The sequence below is a fragment of the Pseudoxanthomonas sp. GW835-FHT14C01 genome, assembly GCF_058793715.1.
Genome location: NZ_JBXAGB010000002.1, coordinates 1234662 through 1253403, shown reverse-complemented (window position 1 = coordinate 1253403; position 18742 = coordinate 1234662). Strand labels below are relative to the sequence as shown.

Genomic DNA, 18742 nt, shown 5'->3' with positions numbered 1-18742 from the left:
GTGGTGTTCACCCGGCATCCACCCCGTCATTCGTCGCGTGCATGCCAGGCGAGTTCGAAGGAAAGCCGGTGCTGTTGCCCCGGCTGCAGTACGCGTGGCGCTAGCGAGAACGCGTCCGGCGGGCCGGTTTGCGGCTCGACGCAAGTCGCATGGGACGCCGCGTCGTACACGACCCAGTGATCGGTGTCGGCGCGCAGGTGGAGGCGCTGCCGGCCACGCTCCAACGCGATCCCGTCATCCGCCACGAAGCAGTCGTCCCACGGACCGGGGATGGGCGCCACCCGCGGCAGCGTCGCGATACCCTCGCCGTCGCGCGGATACATCGCGGCGGGTGCGAACACCAGGCGGTCGGGCTTGCGGAACCATGGATGCCAGCCCAGCACCGCCGGCATCGCCTGTTCCCCGGCCTGCACGACCAGTTCGAGTTGCAGGCGGTCGCCCGCCACGCGTACCGATTGTGTCGCGGTGCCACCGAACGGCCAATAGGCGTCGCGTGGAAGCGCCAGCGACAGCGTGGCGCTGTCGGTCTCCCGCGTGTCGATCCGCCAGGGCCGCGAGAAGCCGACGCCATGGATCGCGTGCCCACCGAAGTTCACCGGCAACGCATGGGCGCGACCGTCGAGATCGAAGCGTCCTGCACGCACGCGTCCGGCCCACGGCGCCATCGGATAGCAACCCCACGCGATGGTCGCGGGCCAACCGTCGTCGGGTCCGATCAGCCAGTCCACGCCGTCGTAGCGGATCTGCGCGATACGACCGCCGGCGTCCGGCGCCAGCGCGACGTCCAGCCGCCCTGCGCGCAGCCAATGCAACGGACCCGCCGGCATCGGCGCCAGCGCATCATCCCAGGCGGCATCGCGCGGATCAGCCGCCATAGGGATCGATCGTGCGGATGCGGCCATCCGGCTCGTGGTGCAGCACGGTGCACTTGGCGGTGCGCAGATGCGTCACGCCGCCGGAGTGCAGCGCATCGTGATAGAACAGATACCACTGCCCCTCGAAGGCGCAGATGGAATGGTGCGTGGTCCAGCCGACGACCGGCGTCAGGATCACGCCGCCATAGGTGAACGGCCCGTACGGACTGTCGCCCACCGCATAACACAGCAGGTGCGTGTTGCCGGTGGAGTACGAGAGGTAGTAGCGACCTTCATGCTTGTGCAGCCAAGGGCCCTCGAAGAATCGGCGGGCGTGGTCGTCGGCACGCAGGGGCACGCCTTGTTCGTCGAGGATCACGATTTCCCGCGTAGGCTCCGCCAACGCCTTCATGCCGGCATCCAGTCGCCCGACGCGCGGGCCGAGCGCGGGCGCATCGCCCGTCGGTTCTCCCTGCATCGCGTCGTAGACGTTGTCGCGGTATCGCTGCAACTGGCCGCCCCAGATGCCGCCGAAGTACAGGTAGTGCGACCCGTCGTCGTCCTCGAACACCGCCGGATCGATCGAGTACGCCCCGTCTATCGGAGACGGCTCGGCAACGAACGGACCTTCCGGTCGGTCGGCGACCGCGACGCCGATACGGAACAGCCCGTGTGTGTCCTTGGCAGGAAAGTAGAGGTAATAGCGACCGTCGCGATGGGCGGCATCCGGCGCCCACATCTGCCGGGCGGCCCACGGCACGTCCCGCACATGCAGCGCCACGCCGCAGTCGGTGGCCTCGCCATCCGGCGCGTCCATGCGCAGCACGTGGTAGTCCTCCATGCCGAAGTGCCCCCCTTCGTCATCAAAGGCGCCACCGCCGTCGATGTCGTGCGAGGGATAGATGTAGAGCCGCCCTTCGAATACGTGCGCCGATGGATCGGCCGTGTAGATGTGGGTGACCAGCGGCCGGGAGATCGCGCGCTCCGCGAGGTGTTCGAGGTCGGCGGAGCGCGGCGTGGCGTCGTCGTGGACAGGCGTGTCGTTCATGGGCAGGGACGTGGAGGTCACGCGGCTACGCCCGCGGTGCGGCGACGTTGGTCGAGTTCGTGTTCGATGCGCGTTTCCATCGGCTTGTCGATCCGATAGAGGAAGAGCAGCGCCACCGCGACCAGGAAGGGAATGGAACAGTAGACGCTGACGGTCAGGCGGATGCCGTCGACGACCGCGGCCGATTGTTCGGCGGCACCGGCCTGGTAGCCGTAATACGCCAGGATGCCGGCGACCAGCGCGCCGCCGACGCTCAGGCCGATCTTCAGGCCGCACAGCATGGCGGAGAAGATGATGGCGGTGGCGCGACGGTGGTTCTTCCATTCCGAGTAGTCGGCGACGTCGGCGATCATCGCCCACAGCAATGGGATGGTGATGCCGTAGCAGAAGCCGTGCAGCATGAAGGCACCGAAGGCCAGCGCGACCGCGGTGGGCGGAAACACGTAGAACGCGAGCAGGAACAGCGTCGACACGAACAGCGCGCCGCCGAACACATCGCGCTTGCCGAAGCGGTCGGCCAGCCTGCGCGACACGCCGATGCCCAGGATCATGCAGAGGATGCCACTGCCGTTGAACAGGCTGAAGGTGGAGGTGGCGGGATCCTCCGGCCAGGTAAAGCCGGACAGGCCTGCGCCGGTGAGCGTCGCGTTCAGGGCGGCGATGAATCCGTTGAATCCCGAATCGGCCAGGAAACCCGCCAGCGCCGCCTCGTCCATGTAGTACTGGAAATAGTAGATGTACGTGCCGCCTTTCAGCGCCAGGTTGATGAACACCAGCACGGTCAAGGCCAGCATCACTTGCCAGGGACGGTTGCGCGCGAGGTCCGCGAGGTCCTGCATCACGCCCCCGGACTGCTCCTTCGTCGGCACGATGCGTTCGCGCGTGGTGGCGAAGGTGATAAGGAAGAACACCGTGCCCACCACGGCGAAGACCGTCATCACCCGCTCGAAGCCGAGCACGCGGTCGCCGTCGCCGAGGATCAGCACGAGCGGCATCAGCAGCACCTGGATGATGAACTGCGCGATCATCACCGCGACGAACCGATAGGCGGACAGGCTGTTGCGCTGTGCCATGCTGCCGGTCAATACGCCGCTGAGCGCGGAGTACGGCAGATTGTTCGCCGCATAGACCAGGACCAGCAGGCTGTAGGTCATCAACGCGTAGGCGACCTTTCCCCGCTCGCTGAAGTCCGGCGTGCTGAAGGCCAGCAACGACAGCACGCCGAACGGCACCGCCGTCCACAGGATCCACGGCCGGAACCTCCCCCAGCGTGTCGACGTGCGATCGGCGGCGATGCCGATCAATGGCGTGAACACGAACGCGCCCAGCAGACCGACCACGAAGATGATCGTCGCGGCGGTCGCTGCCGGCAGGCGGTAGACGTCGGTGTAGAAGAACGCGAGATAGGTGATCAGCGTCTGGAAGATCAGGTTCGCCGCCAGATCGCCCAGGCTGTAGCCCAGCTTCTCGCGGATCGACAAGGTGTGGTCAGTACTGGCCATGCGGCATGGCTCCTTGGCGGCGGGGTGGGACGGACGGCGCGCGTCCGGACCGGTGCGGGTCGATCATCGTGCCTCCACGTCGAAATGGGCCTGCACGCGGGCGTCGGCACTCGAGCCGCCCACGCGCACCTCGTAACGGCCCGACGGCACGGTGTAGGCGCCGCGCGCCTCGTCGTAGCGGCGCAGGGCCTGCTGCGGCGCCAGTTCGAACGCGACCGTGCGCCGCTCGCCGGCGGCCAGGTGGATGCGCTGGAAGCCGCGCAGTTCCTGCTGCGGATCGCCGGGGCCTGCCTTCAGCGGACGGACGTACAACTGCACCACCTCGTCGCCCGCCCGCTTGCCCGTGTTCGCCACGTCCACCTGCACGCGCAGGCGACCGTCCGCCGCCACGGTGCGGGCGTCGGTGCGCAGGTTGCGGTAGTCGAAGCGGGTGTAGGACAGGCCGTGCCCGAACGCATACAGCGGCGTGCCGCGGAAGTAGCGGTAGGTACGGCCTTCCATGGTGTAGTCGTCGAACGCCGGCATCGACTGGTCCGCCGTATAGAACGTCACCGGCAGGCGTCCGGCGGGATTCGCGTCGCCGAACAGGGTCTCCGCCACCGCCGTGCCGCCCCGCTGCCCCGGATACCAGGCCATCAGGATGGCCGGCAGGCTCGCCTGCGCCCAGTCCACCGCCAGCGCGGAACCGCCGGTCAGCACCAGCACCACCGGCTTGCCGGTGGCATGCAGTGCTTCCAGCAGGGCCCGCTGGGTCGCAGGCAGGCGCAGGTCGGTACGGTCGCCACCGGCGAAGCCGGGATAGTTGACCGTCATTTCCTCGCCTTCCACGTCACCGGTCAGGCCGCCCACGAACACCACCACGTCGGCGTTGCGCGCGATGTCCAGCGCCTCCTCGAACGGCGGCTTGGCGCCCGGCATGCGCCAGGCCAGGCGCACGCCGGCATCGCGCTCGGCATCGTAGTACTCCAGCCGCAGGTCGTAGGCGCGTCCGGCTTGCAGATCCAGGTCAACGCCGTCGCTGCGCAGGCGGTCGCTGTTCGTCCAATGGTCGAGCACGCGCTTGCCGTCCACGTAGAGGCGGAAGCCGTCGTCCGCCGCCGCCTCGATCCGGTAGCGACCGGAGACGGGGGGCAGCAGCTGTCCGCTCCAGCGGATGCTGAAACCGTCGTTGGGGATGCCCTGCCCCGGCGCCGCCTCGCCGCGCGCCAGCAGGTTGTCGGTCGGCGAGCCGCGATCCCAGCGGAAGCCGATCTGCGCATCGGTGCGCACCAGTGCGGGCGATCCGGACAGATCCTGCGTGCGGAAGTATTCGCCGCGCAGTCCGCGCTCGGGGGAGTCGGCCGACGGCCGCAGGTACGCAGCCTCGATGAGTGGGGTAGCGGCTGGATCGTCACGCCCCTCCACCAGATCCACGCCGCGTGCGTAGCTCACCTCGACGCCCTTCGCGGCTTCACGGATGCCCTGCAGGATCGTCACCGGTGCGGCCGGCGTGCCGAAGTAGTTGCCGAGCAGCGCCATGGTGTCGTCGGCCGTGGGACCGACCACCGCGATGCGCTTCAGGTCGCGCGACAGCGGCAGCAGGCCGTCGTTCTTCAGCAGTACCAGCGATTCGCGCGCCGCCTTCGCCGCCAGTGCGTCGTGCGCCGGCGCCTGATTGACCGCGTACGGAATGCGCGCCCAGCGCACGCGCTCGGGCGGATCGAACATGCCCAGCCGCATGCGCGCGGCGAACAGCCGGGTGACCGCATCGTCGATCTCGGCCTCGCTGATCAGGCCCTGCCGCACCGCCGCGGGCAGCGTGGAATATTCCTCCCCGCATTCCAGTTCGGTGCCGTTCTTCACCGCCAGCGCGGCGGCCTCCTCGCGCGTGGCGACGATCTTGTGGTGCTTCCAGATGTCGACGATGGCCCAGCAATCGGAGACCACGTAGCCCTTGAAGCCCCAGTCGCGGCGAAGCACGTCGCGCAGCAGGAACCTGCTCGCGCTGGCGGATTCGCCATAGACGCGGTTGTAGGCGCCCATCACCGCGTCCACGTCGCCCTCCTTCACCAGCGCTTCGAACGCAGGCAGGTAGGTGTCGTACAGGTCGCGCTTGCTCGGCCGCGCGTCGAAGTGATGGCGGTCCGCCTCCGGACCGCTGTGGACAGCGAGGTGCTTCGCAGTCGCGTCCAGCTTGCGGTACACCGGGTCGTCGCCCTGCAGGCCGCGCACGAACGCGACGCCCATGCGCGCGGTGAGGTACGGATCCTCGCCGTAGGTCTCCTGCCCCCTGCCCCAGCGCGGATCGCGGAAGATGTTGATGTTCGGCGACCAGAACGTCAGGCCCTGGTAGCGGCCGTGCTGCCCGTCGCGGACGAACTGATGGTGCTTGGCGCGCGCTTCGTCGCTGATGGTGGTGGCCACCTCGCCCATCAGCGGCACGTCGAAGGTGGCCGCCAGGCCGATGGCCTGCGGAAACACCGTCGCCTGTCCGGCGCGTGCCACGCCATGCAGCGCCTCGTTCCACCAATCGTAGGCCGGCACGCCCAGTCGCTCGATGGCCGGCGCCGCGTTCTGCATCTGCGCGGCCTTCTCCTCCAGGGTCATTTCCGCGACCAGTGCCGCAGCACGCGCCTCGAAACTGCGGGAGACGTCGAGCCACGGCTTCGCGTCGGCCGCCTGCGCCGAAGGCGATGTCCACGCAGCTGCGCACAGCGCCAGCGCGCACAGCCCGGGCGCGACGCGCCGGGCGAGGGAAACGGACACCATCGTCATCATCATTCGCTCCTCTGAGCGCGCTCGTCGCGCGCGTACGGTCCCAGCAGTGCACCGACGAAACCGCCGGCACGATCGGTACTCAGCACGGTGCCGTCGACCTTGCTGGCCAGCATCCGCCATCCACGGCCATCGCCGGCGTCGAAGGCGAAGCCGTAGTCACCCTCGTCGCCTTCGATCTTCAGCCGGAGCGCGTCGGTGGCCTCGATCTCGTTCGTCGCCAGTGTGCGCGTGGCGCCGCTGCCTTCGCGCGCTTCCAGGAACACCGCCATGCGATTCCCCGTCGTGCGACGTACGCCGAGGAAGTACCAGTACGCCTCGCTCTGGAACGCCGCCAGTCCGGCGGCCACGCCCTCCCCGGGCGCGGTCATCGCGGTGCTGGCCTCGAAGCGCAGGTGCTGTTGTCGGCGACCCAGGAAGGCCGGGTTGCGAAGCGTTTCCAGGCCTTCCGTCAGCGGCGTCAGCGCCAGCGAGCCGGGACGTGCGGCCAGGTTCGCCCAGGCGGTCTTCGGCACGCGCACGCGCAGCCAGTCCGGGGCGAGCGCCGGGCCCTCGAATTCGTCGCGATGCACGAAGTTGCCGGTGGACGGCGCCTGCGTGGCGTCGCCGCGCATCCACGAAGGCGCCTTCACGACGTAAGGGATGGTCTGGTCGGCGGGCAGGATCTCCGGCCATCCATCGCGCCACTGCACCGGCAACAGGTAGGTCTCGCGCCCGGTGTTGTAGTGGCGCTGCTGGTAGTTGCGGCTGGCGAGGAACACCGCCCACCACGATCCATCCGGCCCTTCCACCAGGTCGGCGTGGCCCGCGTTGGTGATCGGCAGCGACCGGTCCGCAGGCAGGTCGCGCTGGGTCAGGATGGGATTGCCTGCGTACGGCACGTAGGGCCCCCATACGTCGCGGCTGCGCAGGACCACCTGCGAATGCTGCGGCCCGGTGCCGCCCTCCGCATCGGACAGGTAGTACCAGCCGTCGCGCTTGTAGATGTGCGGCCCCTCGATCCAGATCGGATTCTTCTCCGGCTCCACCCCGCCGTCGATGAGCACCTTGCGCGGACCGATCGGCTGGAAGCGCGCCAGGTCGATCTGCTGCATCCAGATAGCGCGATGGCCGTCGTAGCGCGCCGGTCCCGGCGGTTCGTCGTTGTTGAGCAGATAGACCTTGCCGTCGCTGTCGAAGAACAGCGACGGATCAATGCCGCCGATGCTCGGCAGCCAGTGCGGATCCGACCACGGTCCCGCCGGGTCGCGCGCGGTGGCGATGAAATTGCCGCCGCTGTCGGTGGCCGTGGTCACCACGTAGAACATGCCGTCGTGGAACTCGATGGTCGGCGCAAAAATGCCGCGCGAGACGCTCAACCCGTCGAAATCCAGCTGCGTGGGACGGTCGATGACGTTGCCGATCTGCTTCCAGTGCACCAGGTCCGCGCTCTCGAACACCGGAATGCCGGGGAAGTAGGTGAAGCTGGAATTGACCAGGTAGAACTTGCCGTTGGCGGCGACGATGCTGGGATCGGCGTGGAAACCCGCCAGCACCGGATTGCGGTAATGACCTGCCGGCAGGGGCGTCTCGAAGGCGGTGTCGCGACCGCTGTACTCGAACCAGTCGAAGTACACCGGAGGCGCGGCGGGCGGCTGCGCATGCACCTGCGTGGCCAGCACCAGCAGTGCGGCGATCAGCACGCCACGCGCGCCGCGACGGCGCCCGCGGCATGCGCCCGCCTCGCCTCGATCGTCCTGTGGGATGCGCAGGGAGAACAGCTTCATCGGGGCACCTCGGTCGTCGTGAGGAAAAGTTCGAAAGGACCGGCCGGCAGGCCGGCGGTATCGCGCAGCGTGCAGACCGGGCCGTCCGCCCAGCAGTAGCGAACCCGCGTCGCATCGATCGCGTGCTCGCCGCGCAGGACGACGGCGTTCCCGTCGAGCGTGGCGTCCGCGTACGCGCAACGCGTTTGCCGGTCGCAGAGTTCGAAGCCGATGGGACCGTTCGCGCCCGTCGTCGTCAGCGCGCCGGTGACGCCGTCGAACACGATCCGCACGCCGTCGGCGGCATGCGTCGCCTTGTGCGCGGACGGTCCGGACGGCGCAAGCCCGCGCTCGCCGTAGACGATGTGGCGCGCCACGCGCGCCAGGCGTCGGCCTAGTTCCTGTTTGTTCGGCGGATGGATGTCGTAGGCATCGCCGATGTCGATGGCGATCGCCAGCCCGGCATCCGGATCGTCCGCGACCACCCGCCGCTGCGCCTCCCGCAGCCCGGCCCAGCCGCTCGCTCCCGGCGTGGACGGCGGCATGCCATAGCCCGCCAGCTGCACGACCAGCAGCGGCATGCGACGGCCGAACTGCCGCCGCCAATCGTCGCGCAATATGCGCAACCGCGCGGCATAGGCGGCGCCCTCGCCGGTGTTGGACTCGCCCTGGTACCACAGCATGCCGCGCAGGCCGTAGTCGCCCAGCGGCGCGATCATGCCGTTGTACAGCGTCGACAGGCCGTTCGCTGTCTGCCACGGCGCGCCGGGCGGCGTGTCGTCGCCGGGCGCGGGCCGGTAGCGCCACGATGGGTCGAGGGCCACGCGCGTACCGTCGTCGAAACGCACCGCATGCGCGCTCGCCGGACCCGCGAGCCCGCCATCGCGATAGGTATCCAGCACGTTCACCACCACCCTGTTGGCACCCGCTTTCAGTAAACCCGGCGGCAACCGATAGTGGCGTGGCTCGCCCGCGCCGCTCCCACTGCCGACCGGCACGCCGTTCACCCAGGTCATGTCGGTTTCGTCGGCCGGCGCCAGTTCCAGCGTGGCGGGCATCGCGGCCTGCGCCGCCGTCAGCGTCACCTGCGTGCGGTACCAGACCATGCCGTTGTAATCCGCCAGCGCAGGTACGCCCCAGCGTTCCCACGCACCGAGCGACGCAGGCGCGGCACGCCAGCCGGTATCGGAGGCATCGGACCGCCACGGCATGTCGCCGGGCACGGCGCCGGCACGCGTGGTCCACCAGCGCTCCCAATGCCGCCCCCACTGCGCCAGCGCCGCCGCGGGATCGTGTGCGTAGCGCGCAAGGACATCCAGTGCCTCATCCATGCCGCCACCGGCACGCAAGGCATCGGCACCGGTCCAGGCTTCGATGCGCGACCCACCCCAGGCGGCCTGGATGAGCCCCATCGGAACATCGACGGTCTTCCGCAGTTCGCGCGCGAAGTAGAAGCAGGCGGCGGAAAAATCGCGCGCCGTCTCCGGCGAAGCGACCTTCCACGCGGCTGCACTCTGGAACGCGGCCTGCGGCGCCACCGCCGCCGCCTGCGGCACGGTGAACAACCGGATGCGGGGATGCGCGGCCGAGGCGATCTCGCTGCTGGCGTCGAGCGCACGCCAGACCGGGAGTTCCATGTTCGACTGCCCGGAGCACAGCCACACGTCGCCGATCATCACGTCGCGCGCGACCTGCGTTGCCTGCCCTGCCCTGGCCACGAGCTCGTACGGGCCACCCGCCGCCACCGGGCGCAGCGTCGCGTGCCAGCGACCGTCTTTTCCGGCCCGCGTCGTGACCGTCTCGCGCGCGAAGGTGACGGTAACCGTTGCGCCCGCGTTGGCGGTGCCCCATACCGGGATCGGCCTGTCCCGCTGCAGCACCGCATGGTCCTGAAACAGCGCGTGCAGCAGCGGCGCGTCCTGGGCACGCGCGGCCGCGCTGCCGAACAGCAGCACGAGCGCCACGGCCTTGCCTGCCAGCGCACTCGTCCGGCTCATCGTCCGTCCCCGGGCGCGAACGGGAACTGCAGCGACGCGTAGTACGCGAGCGGATGCGGGGGCGGTGCTTCCCCGCGCGGCAGTGCGCGTCCGTTGAGCGACTGGAAATACGCGACGCTGGCGTCGCGCCACCACTGTGCCTCGTGACGCTGGATGCGCAGGAAGGCGGCGACATGCCGGTGGCGCTCGGCATCCACCTTGCCCTGCAGCCGGTCCCATGTGGCCTGCATCGCTTCGACGCTTCGCACGCCGCGCGTGTAGCGGTGAACCAGTTCGTCCCACAGCGGACGGCCGGACGCCATGGGGTGCTCCCACGGCAGGTGGTGGAACCACAGCAACAGCGATTCCGGCACGCGGTCCACGTCGGCGAACCCGCCTGCGACGTCGGGCGCGTACTGCGACACGGCATCGCTGCCGCGCGACGTGCGGTCGAAGCCGATGCCGTCGCGGTCGGCGCGGTGGTAGTACACCGAGGTCCAGTCCGCACGCGGTCCGCCATCGACCCACGGCCCCGGCCCATAGTGGTGACCGCGCGCCATCACGTGGTGCAGGCCCAGCGGCGTCATGTAGTCCACGGCCGCCTCGCGCGACGCCATCATCATGTCGACGACCGGCGTCACCACGCCGGGATCGCGCGAGAACGTCATTGCCACCCAGTCGGCCGCGATGTCGCGCGCCGACTGCCGCGGATTCCAGGCCAGCCGGCCGAACGCGTACCAGTTCGCCTGGTCTAAGTGCGATCCGCTCCATGTGCGGTCGTCGCCGATGTTGGCCACGCCGGCGATGCCGGACAGCGCGTGGCCGTCCAGCGATCCGTCGATCACCCGGGCGACGGTCGAACCGGGGCCACGCGCGTGGGTGTCGGCGCCCAGGACTTCTTCGTACAACGGCCCCAGATAGACCAGGTGCGTCGCGAAGCCGAGGTATTCCTTGGTGATCTGGAATTCCATCGTCAGCGGGGTCCGCGGCATCGCGCCGAACAGCGGATGGAACGGCTCGCGCGGCTGGAAATCGATCGGACCGTTCTTCACCTGCAGTAGCACGTTGCCGCGGAATGCGCCGTCCAGGCCCACGAACTCGTTGTACGCCTGCTTCGCGCGGTCCTCCGGCACGTCGTGGGCGTAGACGAAGGCGCGCCACATCACCACGCCGCCATGCGGCGCCAATGCGTCGGCCAGCAGGTTGGCGCCTTCGGCGTGCGAACGTCCGTAGTCCTGCGGACCAGGCTGCCCTTCCGAGTTGGCCTTGACCAGGAACCCACCGAAATCCGGGATGAGCGCGTAGATCTCGTCCGCCTTGTCGCGCCACCAGCGCTGCACGTCCGGATCCAGCGGGTCGGCGGTCCGCAACCCGCCGATCTCGATGGGTGCGCTGAAACGCGCACTCAGGTACACGCGGACGCCATAAGGGCGGAACACGTCCGCCAGCGCTGCCGCCTTGCGCAGGTAATCCGGCGACAGGCTCAGCGCGTTCGCGTTGACGTTGTTGAGGACGCTGCCATTGATACCGAGAGAAGCGTTCGCCCGGGCGTAGTCGATGTAGCGCGGGTCCTGCCAGTCCGGCAGCGTATGCCAGTCCCACAGCGACCCGCCGGCATAGCCACGCTCGACGTAGCCGTCGAGGTTGTCCCAATGATTGAGGACACGCCGCGCAATCGCCGGCGACTCGCGGACCTCCAGCCGGTCCAGCGTTGCACCCGTCTGCATCAGGCGCAGCAGGTGGAAGATGCCGTACAGCACCCCGATGTCTTCGCGTGCGGCCACCACGACCACCTCGTGTCCTCCGATCCGCGTGGAGCGGAGCAGATAGCCCTCGTCACCCAGGGCATCCAGGTCACGACGGAACGGCGCGATCCAGGGCGACGACTGCGGCGTGCCCAGGACGAACGCACGACCGCCGGGAGCGGAGCGCTGGCGAGGCGTGATGCCCAGCAGGCCGGACAGTCCGCGCTGCAGCTCCTCGCGCGCGACGCGCTGGGTGGCAGTCCGGTCGGGCGCAACGATGTCTCCTGCAGGGGCGCGATACCCGCCCGCCGACGCGGCGTCGGCCGGCACGTAGCGCATCCACAACGCATAGCCATCTTCCGCCCGTGCCATACCCGCGCATGCCAGCAAGGCCAACGCCACGGCCAGCAGCCAGCGCCGCCGGTCGCCCGACGCGAGGGTTAGCGGTAACATTCGGATGTCCAGAGGACAGGCGGGCGCGAACTGTTCCATCATCCCGCCGAGTGCCCCTGCCGGGCCGGCCGGTCGCCGCCTGGCGGCGCCACAGCAGAAGAAGGGATCGCGTATTGGACAAGCCGAAGAAGTCGATCCGCCGCAAAAGCAGCGGCGTAACGATCGACGAGGTGGCCGCCCGGGCCGGCGTGTCGCCCATGACGGTGTCGCGGGTGATCAACAACCAGGGCAAGGTCCGCGATGCCACCCGCGAGCGCGTCATGCGCGCCGTGCGCGAACTGGACTACACGCCCAACCTGGCCGCCAGTTCGCTGGCGGCCGCGCAGCACACGCGCATCGCGCTGATCTACACCAATCCCAGTGGCGCCTACCTGCGCGAGCTGCTGGTCGGCCTGCTGCGGGTCGCGTCCCGCACCGCGATCCAGCTGGTCGTCGATTACTGGGACGATCTGGATACCGAATCCGAGCGCAAGGCCGCACGCGCACTGGGCGCCCGCGTCGATGGCGTGATCCTGCCGCCGCCGCTGTGCGAATCGCGCGCGGCGGTGACGGAACTGGTGAAGGCCGGCATTCCCGTGGTCGCCATTGCGTCCGGCCGCTTCAGCGACGAGATCTCCTGCGTGCGGATCGACGACTTCCGCGCCGGCAGGGAAATGGCCGAACACCTCATCCAGCAGGGCCACAGCCGCATCGGCTTCATCCGTGGACGCAGCGACCTGAGCGCCAGTTCGCGTCGCTACGACGGCTTCGTCACCGCGCTGCACGAGGCCGGGCTCGACGTGGATACCGACCTCGTCCAGCAGGGCGACTACACCTACCGCTCCGGACTGAAGGCCGCCGAGAAGCTGCTGGCCCATCGCAAGCCGCCGACCGCGATCTTCGCCAGCAACGACGACATGGGCGCCGCGGCGATCTCGGTGGCGCATCGCCGCGGCCTGGACGTGCCGCGCGACCTCTCGGTGGTGGGTTTCGACGATACCTCCGCCGCCACGACCGTCTGGCCGGAACTCACCACCATCCACCAGCCGATCGCGTCGATGGCGAATGCGGCCATCGACATCCTGCTGCGCGGCATCCGGCGCAAGACCGAAAGCACGCGTGTACTGATGGACCACGTGGTGCCGCACCGGCTGGTCGCCCGCGACTCGGTAGCGGCTCCGCCGAAGCGCCGATAGCGCACCACGGGCCATCACCGCGCCCTCGTCCCGCAGACTCGTGCGGACGGCGCCGATGCGATGGCGCAGACAGGCGGCGCCATCGCGAACGGACCCACAGTGGTCACGCATCCGGGCATGCGACGGTGGCCTCGGCTTCGTTCAATGCCCCCAGTGCGACGCGCGACACGGAAATCGTCATCGCGCCGCCCGTGCCGATCGACCACGGACGGTCGAGCTTGCCGACGTCCGCGCCGGCCTTGGCCAGGCACTTCAGCGGCACGCCGACACGCCTCCACTGGCCGAGCGGCAGCTTCGCCAATGTCGGCGCAAGCGCCACGCGCGCCGCACATGCCCCCCCGCAACCGACCGACAGCCACGCGTCGCCGGCCGGTGCCGCGTCGACGCGCAGCGTGGTCAGCAGCATCACGTCGCCATTGCTCTCGCGCTGCAGGTCCAGCGCGGTATGCGATTGCAGCGCGACGATCGCGTCGCCCTTGCCCGACCAGGCAAAGCGTCGGCCGTCTTCCTGTGCCTGATGGTCCACGCCGGTGACACGCAACGCGTCGCCCTCCAGCGCCTCGGGCACCTTGGTGACCGTCACGCCCTGCCCGTCGGCGGTTTCCAGCCGCATCGCGATCCCGGCGCCGGTGTCGCCGCGCGCGAAGAACACACCCGGCGCCCCCTCGTCACCGGTCACACCGGACTCCTCCGAGAGCGCGGCGAGATCGCCCTTGTCCGCATAGGTCAGACCAAAGCCGAACGCGAACAGCGGGTCGTAACCTGCCTGTCCCACGTTGTTGGCGTACTGGACGGCGGTGCGCGGCCAGCTGAAGCCCAGCTTGCCCTTGAAGTCGTGCTGCACGCTGCCATCGGCCTTGCGCAGCAGCACGTCGGCGATGCCCGCGCCTTCCGAACCCGGCAGCCACGCGGCGACGAACGCGTCGGCGGCATTGATCTCGCGGTTCACCCACAGCGGACGGCCGCTCAGGAATACCGCCACCACCGGGATGCCCTCGCCCTTGAGGCGCTTGAGCAGTTGCAGGTCGGCATCGTCGCCCGGCTTGTACGCCAGCGTCTGCAGGTCGCCCTGGAACTCGGCGTACGGGTTCTCGCCGAATACCACCACCGCCACGTCCGGCTTCTGCGTGTACGTGCCGTCGATGGCCAGGATGGCTTCGCCGCCGGCCGCCTTGGCCTGCTGCGCGATGCCTTCGTAGATCGTGTCGGCATTGGGAAAGTCCTTGCGCGTGGTGCCGGTGCCTTGCCAGTTGAGCGTCCAGCCGCCGGCCTGCTTGCCGACATCGTCGGCGCCGTCGCCGGCCACCAGGATGCGCTGCTTCGGCGATAGCGGCAGCACGCCGCCTGCGTTCTTCAACAGCACCAGCGATTCGCGCACGGCCTGGCGCGCGACGGCGCGATGCTCCGGCGAACCGAGCAGCGCGAACTGCCCGCCGACCGCGCGCGACGACGGCTTGCCGGCCTCGAACAGGCCCAGGCGGAACTTGACCCGCAGGATGCGGCGCACCGCATCGTCCAGCCGTGCCTGGCTGATCGTGCCGGCCTTCACCGCCGCCAGCGTGGTCTCGTAGAACCCCTTCCAACTGTCCGACGCCATCGCCATGTCGAGGCCGGCGTTGATCGTCGCCGGGCAATCGGTGTTCGTGCAGCCCTTGACCTGGCCGTGGCCGTTCCAGTCGCCGACGACGAAGCCGCCGAAATTCATGCGGCCCTTCAGCGCATCGGTCAGGTACGGCTTGTGCCCGTGCATCTTCTCGCCGTTGACGCTGTTGAACGAGGCCATCGCCGTCTGCGCGCCGGCCGCGATCGCCGGCGGATAGCCGGCGGCGTGGATGCGCACCAGGTCCGCTTCGCCGATCTTCGTGTCGCCCTGGTCCTTGCCGTTCGTGGTGCCGCCATCGCCGAGGAAATGCTTCACCGACGCGATGACGTGGCGGCCGTCGAGGAAGGCCGGGGTGCCGACCTTGCCCTGCAGGCCTTCCACCATCGCCGCCGAATAACGGGCCACCACGTCGGGCGATTCCGAATAGCCCTCGTAGGTACGCCCCCAACGATCGTCCTGCGGCACCGCCACGGTCGGCGCGAAGGTCCACTCCATGCCGGTCGTGCGCGTCTCCAGCGCGGTGATCTCGCCGATCCGGCGCAACAGTTCGGGATTGCGCGCGGCGCCCAGCCCGATGTTGTGGGGGAACAGCGTGGCACCGACGATGTTGCTCTGGCCGTGCACGGCATCGATGCCAAAGAGGATCGGGATGGCCTTGCCGCCCTGCGAGGTGTCCATCGACGCCTCGTAGAAGGCATCGGCCAGCGCCAGCCATTCGGCCGGCGCTGCATCGTAGCGTCCGCCGGGATCGGAGTTGCCGCCGGCCAGGATCGAACCGAGCCGGTACTTGCGGATGTCGTCCGGGGTGATGCTCGCGATATCGCCCTGCACCAGCTGGCCGACCTTCTCCTCCACCGTCATCGTGGCCATCAGGTCGGTGATGCGCTTTTCCAGCGCGGCGTCTTCGGCCAGCGGCCACGCGACCTGCGGCCACGCGACCTGCGGCCACGCGACCTGCGGCCACGGGCTCGCCTCCGCGCCCGCGGCAACCGCAGCCTTCCCGTCTCCCTTGCAGGCACCCAGCGCCAGCACCAGCGCGGCCATCAGCAATGCATGGGGTTTCGTCATCGCATTCATCCTTCCATCTGCTCCAGTTCACGACCTTTGGTCTCGTGAACGTACCGCAGTACGAAGAAGACCGAAACGATCGCCGACACCAGATAGAGGCTGTAGGTGGCCGCCAGACCGATGGCCGCCAGCAGGATCGGAAAGGTCACCGTGATGGCGAAGTTGGACGTCCACTGGGCCGCGCCGGCCACCGCCAGCGCCGAGCCGCGGATCTGGTTGGGGAACATCTCGCCCAGCATGACCCACATCACCGGGCCCCACGAGAGGTTGAAGAACACCACATAGACATTGGCCGCCACCAGCGCCAGCGTGCCCATACCCTCCGGCAGCTGCAGATGGCCGTCGACCAGCGAGCCGCTGGCGAAGGCGACCACTACCAGCGCCAGCGACACCGCCATGCCGGCCGAACCGACCCAGAGCAGCGGCTTGCGGCCGATGCGGTCGATCAGCAGCACGGTGACAATGCAGGCGCCGATGCTGAGCGCGCCGGACAGCACGTTGATGGCCAGCGCGTCGTTCTCGGAAAAGCCCACCGCCTGCCAGAGCACCGCGCCGTAGTAGAACACCACGTTGATGCCGACCAGCTGCTGGAACGTCGCCAGGCCGATGCCGACCCAGACGATGGGGCGGATCCTGCCGGTCGCCTTGTTCCTCAGATCGGACAGCTGCGGGCGATGGTGATCCTGCGACAGCGAGGCATCGATCTCGGCCAGCTTGGTCTGCGCTTCGGCACCGCCGAACAACCGGGTCAGCACGCGCAAGGCCTCGTCCTTGCGGCGCTTCACCACCAGATAGCGCGGGCTCTCCGGGATGGTCAGCAGCAGCATGAGGAACAGCAGCGACGGTACCGCCTGCATCCAGAACATCCAGCGCCACGCGGCATGTCCTCCCCACAGCGCCTCGGTGGACGCGCCGGCTTTCGCGGCCAGCAGGTAGTTGGACAGGAACGCCGCGGTCAGGCCGCTGATGATGGCGATCTGCTGGACCGTGGCCAGCCGGCCGCGATAGCGCGCCGGCGCGACCTCGGCGATGTAGGCCGGCGAGATCACGCTGGCCGCGCCCACCGCAAAACCGCCGATCACGCGCGCAATGACGAACACGACCGACGACGTGGCCGCGCCGGCGCCGATGGCCGAGAGCAGGAACAGCACCGCCGAGACGATCAGCACGTTGCGACGGCCCAGACGGTCCGCCATTCGACCGGCGCTGAACGCACCGACCGCGCAGCCGAGCAGCATCGAGGCGACCTCGAAGCCCAGGCCCGCCTTGGTGGAACCGAAGGCCTGCTGAAGCCCGTCCACGGTGCCGTTGATCACGCCACTGTCGAAACCGAACAGAAATCCGCCGATCGTCGCCACCACGCTGATCAGCACGATCAGCCGGGTGTTCTCACCCCCCGTCATTGCCTGGCTCATCGCCATCCCCTCCCTCTGTCCCGATGTGGTGGATCTGACGCTCAGCGCAGCAGGTACTGGTTGAGCAGGTTCTCGTAGCGCTCCTGCTTGCCGCTGACCTGCTTCGGCTCGCCCAGTTGCGCCGCTAGCGTGGCCAGACCGGCCAGATCCAGCGTGCCGCTTTCGAAATCCTTGCCGTTGCCGCTGTCGAAGCTGGCGTAACGCTCCTTGCGCCACTGTTCCCAAGGCGACTCGGTCAGCAGCGCGTGCGCGACGTCCAGGCCGCGGGCGAACGCATCCATGCCGCCGATGTGGGCGATGAACAGGTCCTCGAGATCCGTGGACTCGCGCCGTACCTTCGCGTCGAAGTTGAGGCCACCTTCCAGACCGCCCTGGCGCAGCACCACCAGCATCGCGCCGACGGTGTCGTACAGGTCGGTGGGGAACTGGTCGGTATCCCAGCCGTTCTGCGCATTGCCGCGGTTGGCATCGATGCTGCCGAGCAGGCCGTGGTCGGAGGCGACCTGCAGGTCGTGTTCGAACGTGTGGCCCGAGAGCGTCGCGTGGTTGGCCTCGATGTTGAGCTTGAAGTCCTTCTCCAGCCCATGCTCCTTCAGGAAGCCGGCGACCGTGGCGCTGTCGAAGTCGTACTGGTGCTTCATCGGCTCCATCGGCTTGGGCTCGATCAGGAAGTTGCCCTTCAGCCCGATGCTGCGCCCGTAGTCGCGCGCCATGGTCAGGAAACGGGCGAAGTGCGCGACCTCGCGCTTCATGTCGGTGTTGACCAGCGACGCGTAGCCTTCGCGACCGCCCCAGAACACGTAGTGCTCGCCTCCGAGTTCGACGGTGGCGTCCAGTGCCGCCTTGACCTGCACCGCCGCGCGGGCGACGACGGCGAAGTCCGGATTGGTCGACGCACCGTTCATGTAGCGCGGATGCGAGAACAGGTTGGCCGTGCCCCACAGCAGTTTCATGCCGGTGGCGTCCTGGCGCGCCTTGGCCAGGCCCACCATGTGCTTCAGGTTCTTCTCGTACTGGCCGATGTCGTCCGCGTCCGGCGCCAGGTCGATGTCGTGGAAGCACCAGTACGGCACGCCCAGCTTGGTGAAGAACTCGAAGGCCGCGTCGACCTTGGCCTCGGCGGTGGCCATCGGCGAGCCGGCCTCCCACGGGAAGTGGCGCGTACCCGGGCCGAAGGGATCGTGGCCGGCGTTGCAGAAGGTGTGCCAGTAGCAGACGGCGAAGCGCAGGTGCTCGGCCATCGTCCTGCCGCCGATCTTCTTCTGCGCGTCGTAGACCTTGAAGGCCAGCGGATTGTCCGAGCCGCGACCCTCGAACGGGATGCGGCCGATGCCGGGGAAGTATTCCTTGGCGCCGATGAAGGGCTGGGTGCTCATGGTGCGGGATCCTGTGGGTGTGCGTGGA

At 68.8% G+C, this 18742-nt stretch carries 11 protein-coding genes; 1 reads left to right on the top strand and 10 read right to left on the bottom strand.

From position 1 onward, the window contains the following. Positions 1-26: 26 nt before the first annotated feature. The 7 genes from AC1Q5B_RS12650 to AC1Q5B_RS12620 all read right to left on the bottom strand — a co-directional run bounded on the left by AC1Q5B_RS12650 (position 27) and on the right by AC1Q5B_RS12620 (position 12077). Positions 27-875, bottom strand: coding sequence for an aldose 1-epimerase (locus AC1Q5B_RS12650; protein ID WP_492632009.1), 849 nt, complete (start codon positions 873-875; stop codon positions 27-29). After that, complete coding sequence (locus AC1Q5B_RS12645; protein WP_492632008.1) at positions 865-1902, bottom strand: glycoside hydrolase family 43 protein; 1038 nt, start codon at positions 1900-1902, stop codon at positions 865-867. Before AC1Q5B_RS12645 ends, AC1Q5B_RS12650 begins: the two co-directional genes overlap by 11 nt. A 17-nt stretch (positions 1903-1919) precedes the next feature. Beyond that, positions 1920-3404, bottom strand: coding sequence for an MFS transporter (locus tag AC1Q5B_RS12640; RefSeq protein ID WP_492632007.1), 1485 nt, complete (start codon positions 3402-3404; stop codon positions 1920-1922). A gap of 63 nt (positions 3405-3467) precedes the next feature. Further along, on the bottom strand, positions 3468-6164 hold the full coding sequence (locus AC1Q5B_RS12635; protein ID WP_492632006.1) for a glycoside hydrolase family 3 protein: 2697 nt from the start codon (positions 6162-6164) through the stop codon (positions 3468-3470). Then, positions 6161-7924 carry a glycoside hydrolase family 43 protein gene (locus AC1Q5B_RS12630; protein ID WP_492632005.1) on the bottom strand — a complete coding sequence of 588 codons (1764 nt, stop codon included), beginning with the start codon at positions 7922-7924 and terminating at the stop codon, positions 6161-6163. Before AC1Q5B_RS12630 ends, AC1Q5B_RS12635 begins: the two co-directional genes overlap by 4 nt. Next, a complete protein-coding gene (locus AC1Q5B_RS12625) occupies positions 7921-9900 on the bottom strand; it encodes a sialate O-acetylesterase (protein WP_492632004.1) in 1980 nt (659 codons plus the stop codon). Before AC1Q5B_RS12625 ends, AC1Q5B_RS12630 begins: the two co-directional genes overlap by 4 nt. Continuing rightward, complete coding sequence (locus AC1Q5B_RS12620; protein ID WP_492632003.1) at positions 9897-12077, bottom strand: alpha-glucuronidase family glycosyl hydrolase; 2181 nt, start codon at positions 12075-12077, stop codon at positions 9897-9899. Before AC1Q5B_RS12620 ends, AC1Q5B_RS12625 begins: the two co-directional genes overlap by 4 nt. A 113-nt stretch (positions 12078-12190) precedes the next feature. On the opposite strand from AC1Q5B_RS12620, the gene AC1Q5B_RS12615 reads away from it, so the two are divergent. Next, positions 12191-13252, top strand: a complete 1062-nt coding sequence (locus AC1Q5B_RS12615) for a LacI family DNA-binding transcriptional regulator (RefSeq protein ID WP_492632002.1) — start codon at positions 12191-12193, stop codon at positions 13250-13252. A gap of 103 nt (positions 13253-13355) precedes the next feature. On the opposite strand, the gene AC1Q5B_RS12610 is transcribed toward AC1Q5B_RS12615, so the two are convergent. Genes AC1Q5B_RS12610 through xylA form a run of 3 tightly spaced genes read right to left on the bottom strand, consistent with a single transcriptional unit; the run spans position 13356 to position 18714 of the window. Next, complete coding sequence (locus AC1Q5B_RS12610) at positions 13356-15932, bottom strand: glycoside hydrolase family 3 protein (protein WP_492632001.1); 2577 nt, start codon at positions 15930-15932, stop codon at positions 13356-13358. Next, positions 15929-17344, bottom strand: coding sequence for a sugar porter family MFS transporter (locus AC1Q5B_RS12605; RefSeq protein WP_492632000.1), 1416 nt, complete (start codon positions 17342-17344; stop codon positions 15929-15931). Before AC1Q5B_RS12605 ends, AC1Q5B_RS12610 begins: the two co-directional genes overlap by 4 nt. 35 nt (positions 17345-17379) lie before the next feature. Next, positions 17380-18714, bottom strand: a complete 1335-nt coding sequence (xylA, locus tag AC1Q5B_RS12600; protein WP_492631999.1) for a xylose isomerase — start codon at positions 18712-18714, stop codon at positions 17380-17382. Positions 18715-18742: the final 28 nt, after the last annotated feature.